The following is a 16,340-nucleotide window of genomic DNA, read 5'->3' as shown; positions in this document are numbered from 1 at the left end:
ATAGAATAATTGACAAACAAACATCACCATTATGCAAACAATACTATTCAATATTCTCCTGCTTTTGACTGTGATATGGTTGCTTGTAGGAATACTCTTTCTTTGGCAGCAGTTACATACTGTGCGCCAAAAAGTGGAAGAAGAAAGTAAAAAGAAAAACAAGCAGAAACAAAAGCAGAGTACTTCTTCTGTTACGCAAGACCAGCTTGAGCAGGCACGGCAAATACTTGTCGGTAAAAGTAAGTCATATAGGGAACGCTATGACGAAATTTCAAAAGAGATTACGACAAATTCTCAAAAAATCCCTGATGTTCCCGATACTTCATCAAAAGAAAAATCAGCTGATAATCCAAATACCTTTGCAGGGAAAAACTCAGCTGTGTCCGAAGGAAAAGAAAGTGAGAAAGAACCGGATGAAGAAAATGAGATACAGATTGACTACACAATGGACGAATCTGACGAAGACACTATCATCCGTGAGGAACTGCAAATTGCAGACGATTCTTTACCAGAAGTCTCACCGTCCGCTATTCTTACAAGGGACTTGTCCCGTATAAACGGCTGGCACAAGAATGACGACACGCTTGATGAGGAAAACGAAACCGAAGTGCAGGATACGCTGCAAAGCATACGGGGCACACAGCTAATGGACTATATTAAGGAGGCAACACTTAAGCAGGAGAAAGACCATCAAAAACTGCTTGCTGCCATTCGCAAGGCGGAAGAAGCGGAATTAGAGGAAAATAATATAAACTCTTCTTCAGACTTTGAAACGAACTCAAACGTAGAGAGCAGAGACAGCGATGTTTTGGAAGATGACGAGCGTCCACTTTCATACTATCTGTAAGACTAATGTTTTTATTCATATTGTAAAGTGATCAAGGGGTGGCTCAAAAGTAAAACAATCAACCAATATCAGTCATACGATAAAACCGAGCCACCCCTTACCATCTCTACCCAAAAGAAAACAATTCATTTAACAACTTAAAATAAAAAGAACAATGAACAACAAAAAGAAAATCACAATGCTTCTCCTAATGGCTACCACTGCCGTAGGAGCATACGCACAAGGCAACGGCATGGCAGGTATCAATGAAGCCACAAAGATGGTAACAAGCTATTTTGATCCTGGTACAAAGCTTATCTATGCTATCGGAGCCGTAGTAGGTCTGATTGGAGGAATAAAAGTCTATAATAAGTTCTCAAGTGGTGACCCCGATACGAGCAAGACCGCAGCCTCTTGGTTCGGTGCGTGTATTTTCCTCATCGTGGCTGCCACTATCCTGAGAAGCTTCTTCCTGTAAGACGATGGCAGCATTTGAAATCAACAAGGGTGTAGGCCGGACGGTAGAGTTCAAGGGCTTGAAGGCACAGTATCTCTTCCTCTTTGCAGGAGGTCTGCTGGCAGTCTTCATTCTCGTGGTCATTCTCTATCTCTGTGGAGTCAGCCAAGTTACCTGTCTTATCATAGGCGTAGTGGGTGCCAGCCTTGTGGTATGGCAAACGTTCGCCATGAATAGAAAGTACGGGCAATATGGGCTAATGAAGAAAGGAGCAGTGCGTATGCACCCACGCTACCTTGTGAACCGCCGAACGGTCTGCCACCTCATCCGTAACCTTCAACCAAAGAAAGCGAAAAAATGAGAAATAAAAGCAAGATAACCACCTTGGAGTCGAAGTTTCCGCTGCTCTCCATTGAGCAAGGCTGTATGGTGAGCAAGGATGCAGACATCACGGTGGCTTTCCGTGTGGAACTACCCGAACTCTTCACCGTTACCTCTACAGAATACGAAGCAATGCACTCTGCCTGGCATAAGGCAATCAAGGTGCTACCCAATTACAGCATCGTACACAAGCAGGACTGGTTCATTAAGGAGGACTATCAAGGAAAGCTCTCTGATAGCGGACTGAGTTTCCTTGCCCGTTCCTCTGAACGGCATTTTAACGAACGTCCGTATCTCCACCACTCAGTCTATCTTTTCCTTACCAAGACGAACAAGCAGCGTATGGCACAGCAGAGCAACTTCTCTTCGCTCTGCCGTGGACACCTATTGCCCAAGGAAATTACCAACAAGGATGAAGTGATGAAGTTCATGGAAGCAGTAGACCAATTTGAGCGTATCATCAACGATACCGAGCAAATAAGGATTGTTCGCATGACAGAAGAGGAATTGATAGGTACAAAGGAAAAAGGCGGTCTCTTGGACCGTTATTTCTCCCTCTCGGAAGAAGGACACGCTTCTTTGGAGGACATTCGCTTGGGCGCAGACCTTGTGCGTGTGGGCGACAACCGCCTGTGCCTGCATACGCTTTCCGACACGGACGACCTACCGACAACGGTCAGCACGGACAGCCGATACGAGCGACTGTCCACCGACAGGAGCGACTGCCGCCTGTCCTTTGCCTCGCCTGTGGGCTTGATGCTGCCGTGCAACCATATCTATAACCAGTATCTCTTCATCGAAGACAGCGATGCCAACTTGGAACGCTTCGAGAAGCAGGCAAGGAATATGCACTCGCTGGCACGCTACAGCCGTAGCAACCAAATCAACGAGGAGTGGATACAGGAGTATCTCAATATTGCTCACTCACAGGGGCTGACATCTATCCGTGCCCACTTCAACGTGCTGGCATGGAGTAGCGACAAGGAAGAACTTCGCCAGATCAAGAATGACGTGGGCTCTGCACTTGCTCTTATGGAATGCCATCCTCGCCACAACACCATTGATGCTGCAACGCTCTACTGGGCAGGCATTCCCGGCAATGCGGCAGACTTTCCCGCAGAAGAGTCATTCTATACTTTCATCGAGCCTGCCCTCTGTTTCTTTACGGCAGAGACGAACTATAAGGACTCGCTCTCTCCCTTCGGTATCAAGATGGCAGACCGCCTTTCAGGAAAACCTGTTCATCTGGACATATCGGACTTACCGATGAAAAAGGGAGTCATCACCAACCGTAACAAGTTTATCTTGGGTCCTTCGGGAAGTGGTAAGTCTTTCTTTACCAACCACATGGTACGCCAGTATTACGAGCAAGGGGCACATGTCCTCTTGGTTGATACGGGTAACTCATATCAAGGCTTGTGTGAACTTATCCACCGCAAGACCAAGGGCGAGGACGGCGTATATTTCACCTATACCAATGAAAGTCCTATATCTTTCAACCCTTTTTATACGGACGATTACTTCTTCGATGTAGAGAAAAGGGAGAGTATCTGTACGCTGCTGCTTACACTTTGGAAGAGTGCCGATGAGCATATCACAAAGACCGAGGCAGGCGAACTTGGTTCTGCCGTAAACTCCTATATCGAGCTTATATGTGCTGACCATAGCGTTATACCCTGTTTTAATACCTTCTATGAGTATCTGCGGGACGTGTACCGAAAGGATATGGAAAAGCGTGACATCAAGGTAACGCTCTCGGACTTCAATATCAACAACCTCTTGACGACATTGAAGCAATACTATCGTGGTGGTCGATATGATTTCCTGCTGAACTCGGACAAGAACATCGACCTGCTAAGTAAACGCTTTATTGTCTTTGAAATTGACCAAGTAAAGGACAATAAAGATCTCTTTCCTGTGGTAACGATTATCATCATGGAAGCCTTCATCAACAAGATGCGCCGATTAAAGGGTATCCGCAAGATGATACTCATAGAGGAAGCATGGAAAGCCATAGCTTCGGCAAACATGGCAGACTACATCAAGTATCTCTGTGCGCCCGTAAAGGTTGCATCGTAAATATCTCTTTGGCAAGAGATTAGGAAAGTGTTCTTTGAAAATAACCTATCATCAGCCGACTTATCTGTTTCGGGAAAACTTAACCGAGCAGGGAGTGTAGCATGTCGGAAAAGTCATAAGTCAGTTAGTTACCAAACTGCGACTGAATGGCGAGATGAAAAGATAGATATGAGGATAAAGTCCGAATTGATTGAACGATAGTCCGAGTGGTCCCCCTTGAGGCTATGGCGTAAGGTAACTATCAATCGCCATATCGTGATACTACTTCAGTGTAAAGGTATGAACGTAGCAAGAACTTATCACGACACAACCGCAGTAAGCTAGTAAAGGACGGAAGTCGTATCCGACAATCTATCATGCCAACAGTTACGATGTAATAAACGGGGATTACCTATCCCGAAGTGCCGAAAGGCTATTAGGTTCGACCTATGAAAATTCGGAGTGGTAACGGAGCTTCCATAGTAGTCCGAGCAAGGTAACGCCTTGTACATGGCGAAGGGAAGCAGCTAATTATTAATACAATTAACGGAAAATGTGAGAGACATTATGAGAAGTCCAGAAAGAGTATTAAACAGTCTATCAGAACACAGTAAGGATGCAAGCTATAAGTTCGAACGTCTTTACAGAATTTTGTTCAATGAGGAAATGTTTTATGTTGCCTATCAGCGCATATATGCCAAAGAGGGTAACATGACTAAAGGTTCGGACGGTCAGACTATTGACAACATGAGCCTGAAACGAATTGAAAAGTTGATTGATACGTTAAAAGATGAGACGTACCAGCCCCAACCGTCAAAGAGGGTGTACATACCGAAGAAAAACGGTAAGAGAAGACCTCTTGGCGTACCGACTTTCAATGACAAGCTGATACAAGAAGTGGTAAGAATGGTATTGGAAGCCATATATGAGGGAAATTTTGAATACACCTCGCATGGTTTCCGTCCCAATCGAAGCTGCCATACTGCATTAACTCATATCCAAAAGGAGTTTAGCGGTGCAAAGTGGTTTGTAGAGGGAGACATAAAAGGCTTCTTCGATAATATAAACCATGATGTGTTGATCAATATTCTCATGGAGCGTATTGCGGATGAACGATTCATCCGATTGATACGCAAGTTTTTGAAAGCTGGATATATTGAAGAATGGCAATTCCACAATACTTACAGTGGCACACCGCAAGGGGGTATCATCAGCCCGATATTGGCTAATATATACCTTGACAAACTGGATAAGTATATAAAGGAATACATAGCCAAATTCGACAAAGGGAAGAAACGAAAATTCAGTAGAGAAAGTATGGACTTTGGCAATGCAAGAAAACGTATTGTGCGAAGATTGAAATCCGTAAAAGACGAAAGGCAAAGGGCAAAGCTAATCCTTGAACTGAAAGCAATAGAACAAGGACGGGCTAAATATCCCAACGGTGAAGAAATGGATACTGATTACAGGAGAATGAAATATGCAAGATATGCAGATGATTTTCTCGTGGGAATTATCGGAAGCAAGCAAGATGCGCAACTGATAAAGGAAGATATTAAAAACTTCCTTGCTGCCAGACTGGCATTGGAACTGTCTGATGAAAAGACACTTGTCACCCACACGGAAAGAGCTGCCAAGTTTCTCGGATATGAAATTACTATAAGAAAATCCAACGACCAAAAACGGGATAAAAGAGGAGCATTAAGAAGAACCTATGGTAAAAGGGTCTGCTTGAATATCAGTACGGAAACTGTCCGTAAGAAACTTTTCGATTGGGGAGTCTTGGAACTGACAAACCGTAACGGAAAGGAAATATGGAAACCGAAATGTAAATCGGGACTGATATTCAATGACGACCTTGAAATCCTTGATAGTTATAATCGGGAAATCGTGGGTTTCTATAATTATTACTCCATGGCCAACAACTGCGCCCATGCCTTGAATAATTTCAAGTACATCATGGAATACAGCATGTACAAAACGTTTGCAGGCAAATATAAGTGCCGCACACGTGGGGTAAACAAGAAATATCGTAAGAACGGTAGGTTTATCGTAACGCACATGACTAAAACAGGTGTAAAGGAAAGATACTTTTACGATGGTGGCTTCAAACGAAAGAAGCCCACCTATAAATCGGAATGTGACATCATGCCACGGACAATCTATACTGCGGGGCGGACAAGCCTTGTTGAAAGGCTGAAAGCCCGTGAGTGTGAATTATGTGGAGCGACAGACGACCTTGTTATGCACCATGTAAGAAAGCTAAAGAACTTGCAGGGTAAGGAAAGCTGGGAACGACACATGATTGCCCGCAAACGCAAGACGATTGCCGTGTGCAGGAGTTGTCACAAGAAGATACATGACGGAAAGATAGACTGAAATTAGTGGAGAGCCGGATACGCTGAGAGGTGTAAGTCCGGTTCGGGGGCGAGCATTTGGAAACCTACCATAGAAATATGATAAGGCGCTGGGTGCTTAGCCTACATAAGACGGTGAGAAAATATTTCGGGGAAGCCATTGTCGTAACGCAGGAGGTGGACGATATCATTCAGTCGCCTATAGTCAAGGAAAGTATTATTAATAACTCCGACTGCAAGATACTGCTTGACCAGCGCAAGTATATGACCAAGTTCGACGGCATACAGGCGATGCTCGGTCTTTCTGAAAAGGAAAAGAGCCAGATTCTCTCCATCAACCAGAACAACGACCCGAACCGACTCTACAAGGAGGTGTGGATAGGCTTGGGCGGTATGCAGAGTGCAGTCTATGCTACGGAAGTGAGCATGGAGGAATACCTGACCTATACCACGGAGGAAACCGAGAAGGTGGAGGTGATGAACAGGGCGGCACAGCTTGGTGGAGACATCGAAACGGCTATCCGTCAGCTTGCCATAGAGAAAAGAAACAATAAAAAGAAATAAGTACAAACCATCAAAACTATAGTAACAATGAAAAAGTACATTTTCATGGCTCTCTTAGGATTGAGCCTTTCTGTTCCCAAAGCCCACGCACAGTGGGTAGTAACCGACCCTGGCAATTTTGCCGGCAATATCGTCAATTCGGTCAAGGAGATTGCCACCGCCTCGAAGACGGTGAAGAATACCCTTGACGGGTTCAAGGAGGTGGAGAAGCTTTACAACGACACCAAGAAGTATTACGATGCCCTGAAGAAAGTGAACAACCTCATCGGCGATGCCTACAAGGTCAAGGAGTGCATTCTGATGGTGGGCGACATCTCTGAGATTTACGTCACCTCGTATAAGAAGATGCTTTCGGACAAGAACTTCCGCCCTTCGGAACTCGCGGCGATGGCTTCGGGCTATGCCAAGCTCTTGGAGCAGAGCGGTGAGAGTCTCAAAGAACTAAAGTCCATTGTTAAGAGCAATGTCTTCTCCATGAACGACCACGAGCGCATGCAGGCCATCGACCGCATCTACACCACGCTGAGGGAAAATCGTTCTCTCGTGTCGTACTACACAAGGAAGAACATTTCCGTGAGCTACGTGCGTGCAAGGGAAAAGAACAACCTTGCTTCTGTCAAAGCGCTCTATGGTAATACGGCAAGCAGATATTGGTAATTGGTCATTCATACATCTAAACACACTTGCTTATGGATTTTGCCAGTTTACATGAGCTGCTACGCTCAACCTATGACGAGATGATGCCACTCTGTGCCCAGATGACGGGCATTGCCAAAGGCATTGCGGGCTTGGGTGCACTCTTTTATATTGCTCTTCGGGTATGGGCTTCCATTGCCCGTGCCGAGGCGATAGACATCTTTCCCTTGCTGCGCCCCTTCGTGCTGGGCTTTTGCATCATGTTCTTCCCGACAGTCGTACTGGGTACGATGAATGCCGTTCTCTCGCCCGTAGTGCAGGGAACGGAGATGATGGTACACCAACAGGAGGGGAACCTTGCAGAACTTACTGCCAAGCGAGACAAGTTGCAAGAGGAAGCCTACCTTAGAAATCCTGAGACAGCCTACCTTGTTTCCAACGAGAAGTTCGATGAGAAGATAGAGGAAATGGGCATCATCGGACCTGAAGATGCCGTGACGATAGCGGGTATGTATGCCGAGCGTGCTGCCTATCAGACCAAGCAGTGGATCATGAAGATGGTACACGACCTCTTAGAACTCCTATTCCATGCTGCAGGGCTTATCATCGACACGCTACGCACCTTCATACTCATCGTTCTTGCCATTCTCGGTCCGATAGTCTTCGGCATTGCCGTATGGGATGGTCTTGCAGGCTCACTTACGGCATGGTTCTCACGCTATATCTCTGTTTACCTGTGGCTGCCTGTCAGCTCTATTCTTACGGCACTGCTTACAAAAATACAGGTGCTGATGATAGAGAAGGATATCGAAGCGCTCAGTGACCCTAACTACCTGCCTGATTCGGGGACGTGGTACTACATCGTCTTCTTCCTTATCGGTATTGTAGGCTACTTCTGTGTACCTACCGTGGCAGGTTGGATTATCGAAGCGGGAGGCGGTATCGGCTCTTACGGTCGTAATGTCAACCAGACAGCACAGCATGGTGCGCAAGGCGCATATACTGGTGGCAAGGCTGCTATGGCTGGCGCAGGTGCTGCTGTGGGAAATGTCGGAGGACGTATCAAGGGTGCACTGCTCAAAGGAAAATAATCAATCAAAAAAGAAGAAAAAATGGAATTCAAATCACTTGGTAATATCGAGACTTCATTCAGACAGATAAGGCTCTACGCCTTTGTCTTTGCTATCGTCTGCGTGGCAGTAAGCGGTTATGCTGTCTATGCCTCGTACAGCTTCGCTAAGGAGCAGAGGGAGAAAATCTATGTGCTTGACCAGGGAAAGTCGCTCATGCTTGCCCTCAGTCAGGATGCAAGTCGTAATCGTCCCGTAGAAGCAAGGGAGCATGTACGTCGTTTTCATGAGCTGTTCTTCACCATTGCACCCGACAAGGATGCCATTGAGAAGAATATGGAGCGTGCCTTCGTGCTGTGTGACAAGTCGGCTTTCAACTATTACAAAGACTTGGCAGAGAAGGGCTATTATAACCGTGCCATATCGGGTAATGTCAATCAGCGCATAGAGGTGGACTCTATCCACTGTAACTTTAATACTTACCCTTATGCGGTAACGACCTATGCACGGGAGTTTATCGTCCGCCAGAGTAATGTCACAGAGCGTAGTCTTGTTACGACCTGCACGTTGCAGAACTCTGTCCGTTCGGACAACAACCCACAAGGCTTCCTGATGGAGAACTTCCTCGTTAAGGAGAACAGAGACATACAGACTTATAAACGATAAGGCTATGGCAAGGAAAAGAAACTTTTTATTCTCACGTCACTATCTGCGCTTTCACCTATGGCTCCGCCATCGTTGTGAACGGCTCACGATAAGGCAGAGAAAGGAAATCGTCTATGGGCTGAGCTTCATCTATCTGCTCTGCTCACTCTGGATGATAGCACAGTTTTTCCTTCCTCCAAAGAAGGAGAAACTACCCATCCCCACGGGAAAGCTGACGGACAGTCCGATACGGACGGACAGCACTTTACAAGAGTTACACGGCAATTTTTACCTACAACATCATCAAACAATCAAAGAAAATGGATAATAAACAGAAAGAACAAATGAAGAAAGGCTTGGTCTTCGGAGGTCTGGGACTGCTGTTTGCCCTTTCAATGTGGTTTATCTTCGCACCTTCGGGCAAGGATAAGACCGCAGCGGAGCAGGGACTCAATGATAGCATCCCACAGGCAACGACGGAAAAGCTCACCGAGAATAAGTTCAAAGCCTACGAATTAGGCGACAAGGCACACGAGGAGGAACAGACCCGTGAGGAGATGGGCAGACTATCGGACTATTTCGCACAGAACACTGCCCCATCAGAGGCGCAGCGTGCAGAGACAGATGCTTCTACGGCAAAGATAGAAAATTCCATGCATCGCTATGAGGAGAATAACCGTCTCTTGAACTCTTTTTATGCTCCTGACCCACACGAAGAGGAACGTGAGGCAATGAGACAGGAGATTGACAACCTTAAAAAAGAACTCTCTGCCAAAGACAGCAGGGAGGACAATGAGGAGAAACGGCAGCTTGCCTTGATGGAAAAGAGCTATCAGATGGCAGCGAAGTATCTTCCCAAGGCTTCAACTCCACCATCTTTGGGTAATGACTTTACCGAGGGTAAAGGGCAAACGTCAACGGACAAAGGTCAGAGTATGGGCAGTAATATAAGCGGAGGTTCGGCCGACTTGCCTGCAATGGAAATCTTGGCGGAACGCAAACAGGTAGTATCCTCACTGGGGCAGCCGATGAGCGACGCTGACTTCATCAAGGAGTATGGCACGAAAGCACGCAACTTGGGCTTCCATTCGCTCGCAAGCACGACTGCACCTACAATGCGCAACACACTCAGAGTGGTGGTGGACAGGACAACGACGCTCAAAGAGGGAGATAATGTCATGCTCCGTCTGCTGGAAAGTGCCAAAGTACAGGGACTGCACATTCCACGGCAAAGCCGACTCATAGCCGTCGCCAAGATAGAAGGTAACCGTATGCACCTGCTTATCAAAAGCATTGAGGTGGACGGACATATCATAGCCGTCAAGCTCTCGGCATACGATACGGACGGACAGGAGGGCATGTATATACCAGGTTCGGAGGACATCAATGCACTTAAGGAAGTCGGGGCGAACATTGGTGGTTCAATGGGAACATCTTTTACCTTCGCTTCCTCTGCCAAGGACCAGATTATCTCCGAGGCTGCCCGTGGGGTGATGCAGGGTGCAAGTCAGCTACTTCAGAAGAAGCTGCGCACCATCAAGGTAACGCTCAAAGGGAGCTACCGCCTTTTCTTGGTTCAGTCCAAATAAAACAATCGAAAATGATAAGTAAAAAATAACATCAAATAAAAGAGGAACAATGAAGAAAATTATTTTATCAATGGCTATGCTTGCCATGGTGGGAGCAACAGCCACAGCACAGAAAAACAATGATGGTCTGACACCAAGCCGTCCGCTTACTTCGGGAGAGCTCTTTCAAGGTATGAGCCGTGCCATACCAACGGGGCGTGTCGTACTGCCGTATGGTCTTGACGTTACCTTTGACAAGACCGTGCATCTTATCTTCCCTTCTGCCATCCGCTATGTAGACTTAGGTTCGCAGAACATCATCGCAGGGAAGGCGGAGGATGCTGAGAACGTACTACGTGTAAAGGCTTCGGTGAAGGATTTTGAAACGGAAACCAATATGAGTGTCATCTGTGAGGACGGCTCTTTCTATGCTTTCAACGTAAAGTATGCTGATGAGCCAGAGAAGTTAAGTATCGAGATGAAAGACTTTCTCTCCACGACGGAAGGTAGACTGCCGAGCAATCGCTCTGACATTTACTTTAAGGAACTTGGTAACGAGTCGCCCGTATTAGTAAAGCTGATGATGCAGACTATCTATCAGAACGACAAGCGTACCATCAAGCATATCGGTGCACAGCAGTTCGGCATGAAGTTCCTGCTTTGTGGCTTGTATGCCCATAACGGCTTGCTGTATTTCCACACTCGTATGGAAAACGGCACGAATATGCCGTACTCAGTGGATTTTATCACCTTTAAGGTGGTTGATAAGAAGATGGCAAAGCGCACCGCTATACAGGAACAGGTGTTGCAGCCGCTTCGTGCCTATCATCAGGTGATGCGGGTGCGTGGCATGGGCAGTGAACACTCCGTGTTTGCGCTCGAACAGTTTTCTCTTGCAGAAGACAAGCAGCTTGAAGTGACGCTCTATGAGAGAAATGGCGGTCGTACACTGACCTTTTATGTGACGGCAGAAGACCTGCAGTTGGCAAAGAAGATTGATAACCTCAAACTGAAATGGTAATGAAGAAGAGCAATATCATTCTGACAGTATGCGTTGCGGTGGCCATGACTTTCAGTCTGCCATCGCAGGCACAGCGACTGATACCCAAGCAAAGGGGAATAGAGGTCGTAGGGAGTGTTCCACTTATCAAGGGAGAAAAGTTCCTTGCTGCCGACAATTTCGGCATGGGAGCATCACTCACCCGATATCTGGGGCGTGAGAATTATACCTTTGTTATGGCAGAGTATGAACAGCAGAATATGCCGTACAGAAGTTATAACGTAAAGCTCAAGGATGCTCTCTTGCAGGTGGGCTATATGCACCCTGTTCTCTCCGACAGAGGTAAGAACGTGTTTCTCTATGGTGGCATATCCGCTTTGGGGGGCTATGAGCAGCTGAACGAAGGCAAAAAGCTACTGCCCGATGGGGCAACACTGCTCGACCGCTCCCACTTTGTCTATGGTGGTGCCGTGCATGGTTCGGTAGAAGTGTTTCTAACAGACAGAGTTCTCTTTCTTGTAAAGGCGCAGGGGCGGTTGCTCTTCGGCTCGGACGTGTATCGTTTTCGTCCGGCTGTTTCAGCAGGACTAAGGTTTAACTTTTAAGTAGAAGAAAAGATGAAGAAGATATTGAATACGATTTGGGTAATGGGTGTGCTGACCCTTGCTGTGTTTTGCCTATCTGCTTGTGATAGGGATTTGGATGTTCAGCAGTCTTATCCGTTTACGGTGGAGACAATGCCGGTTCAGAAGGACATCATAAGGGGGCAGACGGCTGAGATACGCTGCACGCTGAAGCGAGGCGGTGAGTTTGCTGACACTCGCTATACGATACGTTATTTCCAGTCTGATGGCAAGGGCTTGCTAAAAAATGACAACGGTACTGTCTTCAAGCCGAACGACCGCTATCCGCTAACAAAAGATGTGTTCCGCTTATACTACACCTCGCTCTCAGCCGACCGCCAGACAATTGATGTATATGTGGAGGATAGTTTTGGTAAGGTTCAACAGCTGACCTTTAGTTTCAACAACGAGCGAGAAGAGGGCAAGGACAAACCTGCATCTTCTCGCCACTAATAACATAATTGATGCGAACGATAAATGCTTTCATTTTACTTTGTGTATTCTGCCTGTTCTGTCAGCCGACCCTTGCTCAGCGCAGGGTCCGGCTGGCAGACTTACCACCTTTTGAGCGTGCAGTAGTTGTAGTGAAATACTTTGAGGGACTGCACGGCTGGAAGAATTATCCGTATGTTGGGTATGGGCATCAGCTGCAACGGGGAGAGCACTTTACGGCGGATATGACGGAACGGCAGGCAGACTCCCTGCTCCGTGCCGACCTTTGGAAATGCTTTGAACACTTCAAAGGCTATGGTAAGGATGCCCTGCTGCTGACCTTGCTTGCCTATAACGTGGGTGTAGGGAGATTGATCGGTTATGGTAGGCATCCAAAGAGTAAGTTGCTGCGAAAGATAGAATCTGGAGACAGGAACTTCTATCAGGAGTATGTTTCCTTTTGCAGGTACAAAGGAAAAGTCTTGAATGGGTTAGTCAAACGGAGAAAGGTTGAGTTTGTCATGTTTTATATGCCCTGATTTCACAAAGTGCGCCCCTTGTGCAAGTTTTATCGGCTTACAATGGTTTTTTCTTTCTGTTTTATTCTCCTTTATCACTATGAATGAGTAAATTTGCAGGAAAAAATTTATAAAATGGCTGAAAATGGGCATGGCTATAAAATTATCGAGAATCGTGAAGTTGAACCTCATATCAGATTCTTTAGAATACGACCAACAGATATAAAACTGACATTGAGGTCAGTTTTTGAATCATTGTCAAATAATAGTTGGATAATGAAATTTGACAACAGTTTTTTGAAGCAAACGTTTTCTGTCCGATTCCAAAGCACAATAGATTATATTTCTTCTAATATTATTCATGAAGGAGATGATTCCTTAACATCAGATTCTGCAGAATATGTCATTTCTGAAATTGCTCGAAGCGCAATAGTAGAGCAATTAGATTACTTAGACATTCCCTTAGGAGAGCTTATTAAGGAGCAAAAATCAGGGAATCCCGGTTTTGATTTCTATTCAATGAATAAGTCTGATATAATCTTATTCGGAGAAGCTAAGTATGTTGCAAAGCAGAATGCTTATGGCAGAGCGTTGGAGCAAATATATAGATTTCACACAGAGCAAAGAGATGTCGCAGATTTACTCGATATACAAAACTTATGTCCAGAAGCTTCATGTAATGAAGTATGTAAAGGAAATAAGGGGTTTATTGCTGCATTTTCAAGTAAGACTACTCCTACAGAAAAACTTATCAGTAATATCAAAAATAACGTTAATTACCAGAAACTTTTCTCTCATAAAGAGCTCATATTAGTTGCTGTAGATATTTGTCAATAGAATGATAATGGAAAACTTAATATATAAAATAAAAAACGGAGAGAACATTGAAGAGATTGTCTCTTTCGTTGTAAATCGGATATATACTAACGGACCAACAAATATATCTGATATGGAGATCCTTTCATATCTATCCCTTTACCAGAAAGACGTTTTTGAAAAATATAAGAAATCAATACTCAACTATATAGGAGCTTTCTACAAAGGGGCAGAATCTAATTCGCTTAAATCCAAGGTTTTTTCTTTATACCGTGATTGTATCTGGGAAGAATTTGCCCATTTATACACACCTGTTCAAGCAAATATAGTACATAATATATCGAATAATAAGTGTTTTAGTTTCTCTGCGCCAACAAGTACTGGTAAATCGTATGTCTTTTTAAATCTAATAAAAGAATCTCAACGCGATGTTGTAATTATCGTTCCGTCGAGGGCATTGATAAATGAGTTTTATATTAAACTTAATAGTTCTATTACTGATAAGAGTGTAAATATCCTTACATTTATTGATAAGATAAACACAAGAAAGGCAAATCGCAATATCTTTATTGTAACTCCAGAAAGGTGTCGGGAACTATTTAAATACGAAGATTTTAATGTGGAACTTTTCTTATTTGACGAGGCACAATTAAGCGACGAGGAAAGTAAGCGAGGGTTGTATTTTGATAGTATAGTGAGACGATGCCAAAAATCTTTTCCAGAGGCAAAATTTGTTTTTGCTCATCCATTTGTAGCCAATCCAGACTCCCAGATAAAGAAAAATCATTTTAATGAAGAGACATCTAAAGCATTTCGATATGAACAGAAAAATGTTGGACAGTTATTCATGTGTATGGATGAGGGGAGATTCTATCATTTCGGAGTGGAAAAAGATTTAATGGGAAAAACAAAAGTTTTATACGAAGGCGATCCTATAGAGACAGCCATTTGTAATGGTAAATCCATTTTGTTTTATGTGTCAAAATCTTCCATTCTCAACAAGTCATTTCTCAATAAATTTGAGAAATACATTAATCTTTGCGCAGATTTGAATATAGAAGATGTTGATATTTATCTCGATAATCTGAAAAGATATACAGGAGGAGATACTGTTGCAAATAAAAATTATTTTTCACAAATGTTATCTTTGCTAAGAAGAGGTATTGTTATACATCATGGTTCTCTTCCTTTACAAACAAGAATTATAATAGAGAAATTCACAAAGTCTGGTTTTTGCCGTTTGTGCTTTGCTACATCAACATTGGAACAAGGTATCAATATGCCTTTTGATATTGTGTTTTTGGATAGACTTGAAGGAAGTAAGCCATTGTCGGTTAAGAATCTTATAGGAAGAGCAGGTCGTTCTACAACAGATTTGGATTTTGATTTTGGGTATGTTATTATTAATTCATCTACGATGTCAAAATTTAGAAAAATAATGCTTCAGAATGAAATCCTTGACGACGTCTCTGCACTTGAAAAAGAAACTACACATGATGATGATTATAACACTTTTAAGGATGCCATACTAAATGGCACATTTTCTGATGACTACAACCTAACAAAAAGTGAACTACAGAAAATGGAAAGTAATGAAGTTCATGATATAGTAAATAGGCTTTTAGATTTAGTATTTCCAGATAATACTCTTATTGGTATAAATGAAATCAGTAGTGATTTGAAATGTAAGCTCGATTTGTATGAGTATTTCATAATATTGTATGAAATGTATCTCGGCAGAAGTCTAGTAGATGCTGAGAGAGATGTATTATCGACTGCTATCAAAATAATGTTATGGCGCGTTTATGGGAAAACATTTAAGAATATCTGCTGGTATAGATATTCTTATGCAAGCAAAACAAAAGAACGGGAACAAAGAGAAAGACAGGGAAAAGATACAAATAGAATATTTGTTAACTACTTGGTTGGATTTCACGATATTCCTGATAAGATGCTGAAACGTTATCCTTTATTTGATGCGAAGACCCTTGCACGAGATGTTGATTACGATTCCATCGTTTATGATACATATGATTATTTGGACAAACTAATAGGCTTTAAGCTGAGTGATGTGTATTATGCAGCATTGAAAAAATACTATTTGTCAAATCACGATGAGAGAGCTCTTAAATTGGCAAAGTATATTAAATATGGAACAGATAATGAACGATATATTTGGATGTTACGTTATGGAATGAGTTATGAGGATATTGAAGTCTTAGGAGAGCATATTGAAGACATAGATGAAAGGCAAATCACTTTCAAACCCTCTATAATTAATGTGCCAGAAGAAGACAGAACTGTGATAAATAGATTTATATAATCGCTATAAAAGAAATTTGGGATAATGGCTTTTTATTACTTTTGAGCCGTCTCAACTCACTGTCAA

The 16,340-nt window shown here is 43.8% G+C and carries 15 protein-coding genes and 2 pseudogenes; all 17 read left to right on the top strand.

Going from position 1 to position 16,340, the window contains the following annotated elements:
- Positions 1-31: 31 nt before the first annotated feature.
- The 17 genes and pseudogenes from J5A56_RS02020 (at position 32) to J5A56_RS01940 (ending at position 16,274) form a co-directional block, all read left to right on the top strand.
- Complete coding sequence (locus tag J5A56_RS02020) at positions 32-847, top strand: hypothetical protein (RefSeq protein WP_021670880.1); 816 nt, start codon at positions 32-34, stop codon at positions 845-847.
- A gap of 154 nt (positions 848-1,001) precedes the next feature.
- Positions 1,002-1,304 (top strand): DUF4134 domain-containing protein, encoded by a 303-nt coding sequence (locus tag J5A56_RS02015; RefSeq protein ID WP_028905775.1) that lies wholly within the window; start codon positions 1,002-1,004, stop codon positions 1,302-1,304.
- A gap of 4 nt (positions 1,305-1,308) precedes the next feature.
- Positions 1,309-1,644 (top strand): DUF4133 domain-containing protein, encoded by a 336-nt coding sequence (locus J5A56_RS02010; protein ID WP_021670888.1) that lies wholly within the window; start codon positions 1,309-1,311, stop codon positions 1,642-1,644.
- Positions 1,641-3,731, top strand: a pseudogene (locus tag J5A56_RS02005) (TraG family conjugative transposon ATPase); the annotation flags it as partial. The gene J5A56_RS02010 and the pseudogene J5A56_RS02005, both read left to right, overlap by 4 nt.
- A 558-nt stretch (positions 3,732-4,289) precedes the next feature.
- The gene (locus tag J5A56_RS02000; protein ID WP_021671007.1) at positions 4,290-6,101 is read left to right on the top strand and encodes a reverse transcriptase/maturase family protein; all 1,812 of its coding nucleotides are present in this window, start codon (positions 4,290-4,292) and stop codon (positions 6,099-6,101) included.
- A 101-nt stretch (positions 6,102-6,202) separates the two neighbouring features.
- A pseudogene (locus J5A56_RS01995) lies at positions 6,203-6,643 on the top strand (TraG family conjugative transposon ATPase); the annotation flags it as partial.
- Between the two features lie 27 nt (positions 6,644-6,670).
- Positions 6,671-7,300, top strand: a complete 630-nt coding sequence (locus tag J5A56_RS01990; protein WP_004353763.1) for a DUF4141 domain-containing protein — start codon at positions 6,671-6,673, stop codon at positions 7,298-7,300.
- 32 nt (positions 7,301-7,332) lie between these two features.
- Complete coding sequence (gene traJ, locus J5A56_RS01985) at positions 7,333-8,370, top strand: conjugative transposon protein TraJ (protein ID WP_211815472.1); 1,038 nt, start codon at positions 7,333-7,335, stop codon at positions 8,368-8,370.
- A 21-nt stretch (positions 8,371-8,391) separates the two neighbouring features.
- Positions 8,392-9,015 (top strand): conjugative transposon protein TraK, encoded by a 624-nt coding sequence (traK, locus tag J5A56_RS01980; RefSeq protein ID WP_004353758.1) that lies wholly within the window; start codon positions 8,392-8,394, stop codon positions 9,013-9,015.
- A gap of 4 nt (positions 9,016-9,019) precedes the next feature.
- Entirely contained in the window at positions 9,020-9,322 is a 303-nt protein-coding gene (locus J5A56_RS01975; RefSeq protein ID WP_021826045.1) for a hypothetical protein, read from the top strand.
- Positions 9,315-10,583 (top strand): conjugative transposon protein TraM, encoded by a 1,269-nt coding sequence (gene traM / locus J5A56_RS01970; RefSeq protein WP_211815471.1) that lies wholly within the window; start codon positions 9,315-9,317, stop codon positions 10,581-10,583. Before J5A56_RS01975 ends, traM begins: the two co-directional genes overlap by 8 nt.
- Positions 10,584-10,632: 49 nt before the next feature.
- Entirely contained in the window at positions 10,633-11,583 is a 951-nt protein-coding gene (gene traN / locus J5A56_RS01965; RefSeq protein ID WP_211815470.1) for a conjugative transposon protein TraN, read from the top strand.
- Entirely contained in the window at positions 11,577-12,167 is a 591-nt protein-coding gene (locus J5A56_RS01960) for a conjugal transfer protein TraO (RefSeq protein WP_021670991.1), read from the top strand. Before traN ends, J5A56_RS01960 begins: the two co-directional genes overlap by 7 nt.
- Positions 12,168-12,179: 12 nt before the next feature.
- Positions 12,180-12,638 (top strand): DUF3872 domain-containing protein, encoded by a 459-nt coding sequence (locus J5A56_RS01955; RefSeq protein ID WP_211815469.1) that lies wholly within the window; start codon positions 12,180-12,182, stop codon positions 12,636-12,638.
- 11 nt (positions 12,639-12,649) lie between these two features.
- Positions 12,650-13,156 carry a glycoside hydrolase family protein gene (locus tag J5A56_RS01950; RefSeq protein WP_021670988.1) on the top strand — a complete coding sequence of 169 codons (507 nt, stop codon included), beginning with the start codon at positions 12,650-12,652 and terminating at the stop codon, positions 13,154-13,156.
- A gap of 114 nt (positions 13,157-13,270) precedes the next feature.
- Positions 13,271-13,972, top strand: a complete 702-nt coding sequence (locus J5A56_RS01945; protein ID WP_021670987.1) for a hypothetical protein — start codon at positions 13,271-13,273, stop codon at positions 13,970-13,972.
- 7 nt (positions 13,973-13,979) lie between these two features.
- Positions 13,980-16,274: a DEAD/DEAH box helicase gene (locus J5A56_RS01940; protein WP_036918934.1), complete on the top strand. Its 2,295-nt coding sequence runs from the start codon at positions 13,980-13,982 to the stop codon at positions 16,272-16,274.
- The last annotated feature ends 66 nt before the right edge of the window (positions 16,275-16,340 follow it).

It is taken from the genome of Prevotella melaninogenica, assembly GCF_018128065.1.
Taxonomy (GTDB): domain Bacteria; phylum Bacteroidota; class Bacteroidia; order Bacteroidales; family Bacteroidaceae; genus Prevotella.
The sequence above is the reverse complement of the archived record's forward strand: the minus strand, read 5'-3'. Positions and strand labels throughout refer to the sequence as shown.

Bases quoted from the DNA above. Each gene is read 5' to 3' on its own strand.
- J5A56_RS02020 (WP_021670880.1), top strand. From the start codon at position 32: ATGCAAACAATACTATTCAATATTCTCCTGCTTTTGACTGTGATATGG.
- J5A56_RS02015 (WP_028905775.1), top strand. From the start codon at position 1,002: ATGAACAACAAAAAGAAAATCACAATGCTTCTCCTAATGGCTACCACT.
- J5A56_RS02010 (WP_021670888.1), top strand. From the start codon at position 1,309: ATGGCAGCATTTGAAATCAACAAGGGTGTAGGCCGGACGGTAGAGTTC.
- J5A56_RS02000 (WP_021671007.1), top strand. From the start codon at position 4,290: ATGAGAAGTCCAGAAAGAGTATTAAACAGTCTATCAGAACACAGTAAG.
- J5A56_RS01990 (WP_004353763.1), top strand. From the start codon at position 6,671: ATGAAAAAGTACATTTTCATGGCTCTCTTAGGATTGAGCCTTTCTGTT.
- traJ (WP_211815472.1), top strand. From the start codon at position 7,333: ATGGATTTTGCCAGTTTACATGAGCTGCTACGCTCAACCTATGACGAG.
- traK (WP_004353758.1), top strand. From the start codon at position 8,392: ATGGAATTCAAATCACTTGGTAATATCGAGACTTCATTCAGACAGATA.
- J5A56_RS01975 (WP_021826045.1), top strand. From the start codon at position 9,020: ATGGCAAGGAAAAGAAACTTTTTATTCTCACGTCACTATCTGCGCTTT.
- traM (WP_211815471.1), top strand. From the start codon at position 9,315: ATGGATAATAAACAGAAAGAACAAATGAAGAAAGGCTTGGTCTTCGGA.
- traN (WP_211815470.1), top strand. From the start codon at position 10,633: ATGAAGAAAATTATTTTATCAATGGCTATGCTTGCCATGGTGGGAGCA.
- J5A56_RS01960 (WP_021670991.1), top strand. From the start codon at position 11,577: ATGGTAATGAAGAAGAGCAATATCATTCTGACAGTATGCGTTGCGGTG.
- J5A56_RS01955 (WP_211815469.1), top strand. From the start codon at position 12,180: ATGAAGAAGATATTGAATACGATTTGGGTAATGGGTGTGCTGACCCTT.
- J5A56_RS01950 (WP_021670988.1), top strand. From the start codon at position 12,650: ATGCGAACGATAAATGCTTTCATTTTACTTTGTGTATTCTGCCTGTTC.
- J5A56_RS01945 (WP_021670987.1), top strand. From the start codon at position 13,271: ATGGCTGAAAATGGGCATGGCTATAAAATTATCGAGAATCGTGAAGTT.
- J5A56_RS01940 (WP_036918934.1), top strand. From the start codon at position 13,980: ATGGAAAACTTAATATATAAAATAAAAAACGGAGAGAACATTGAAGAG.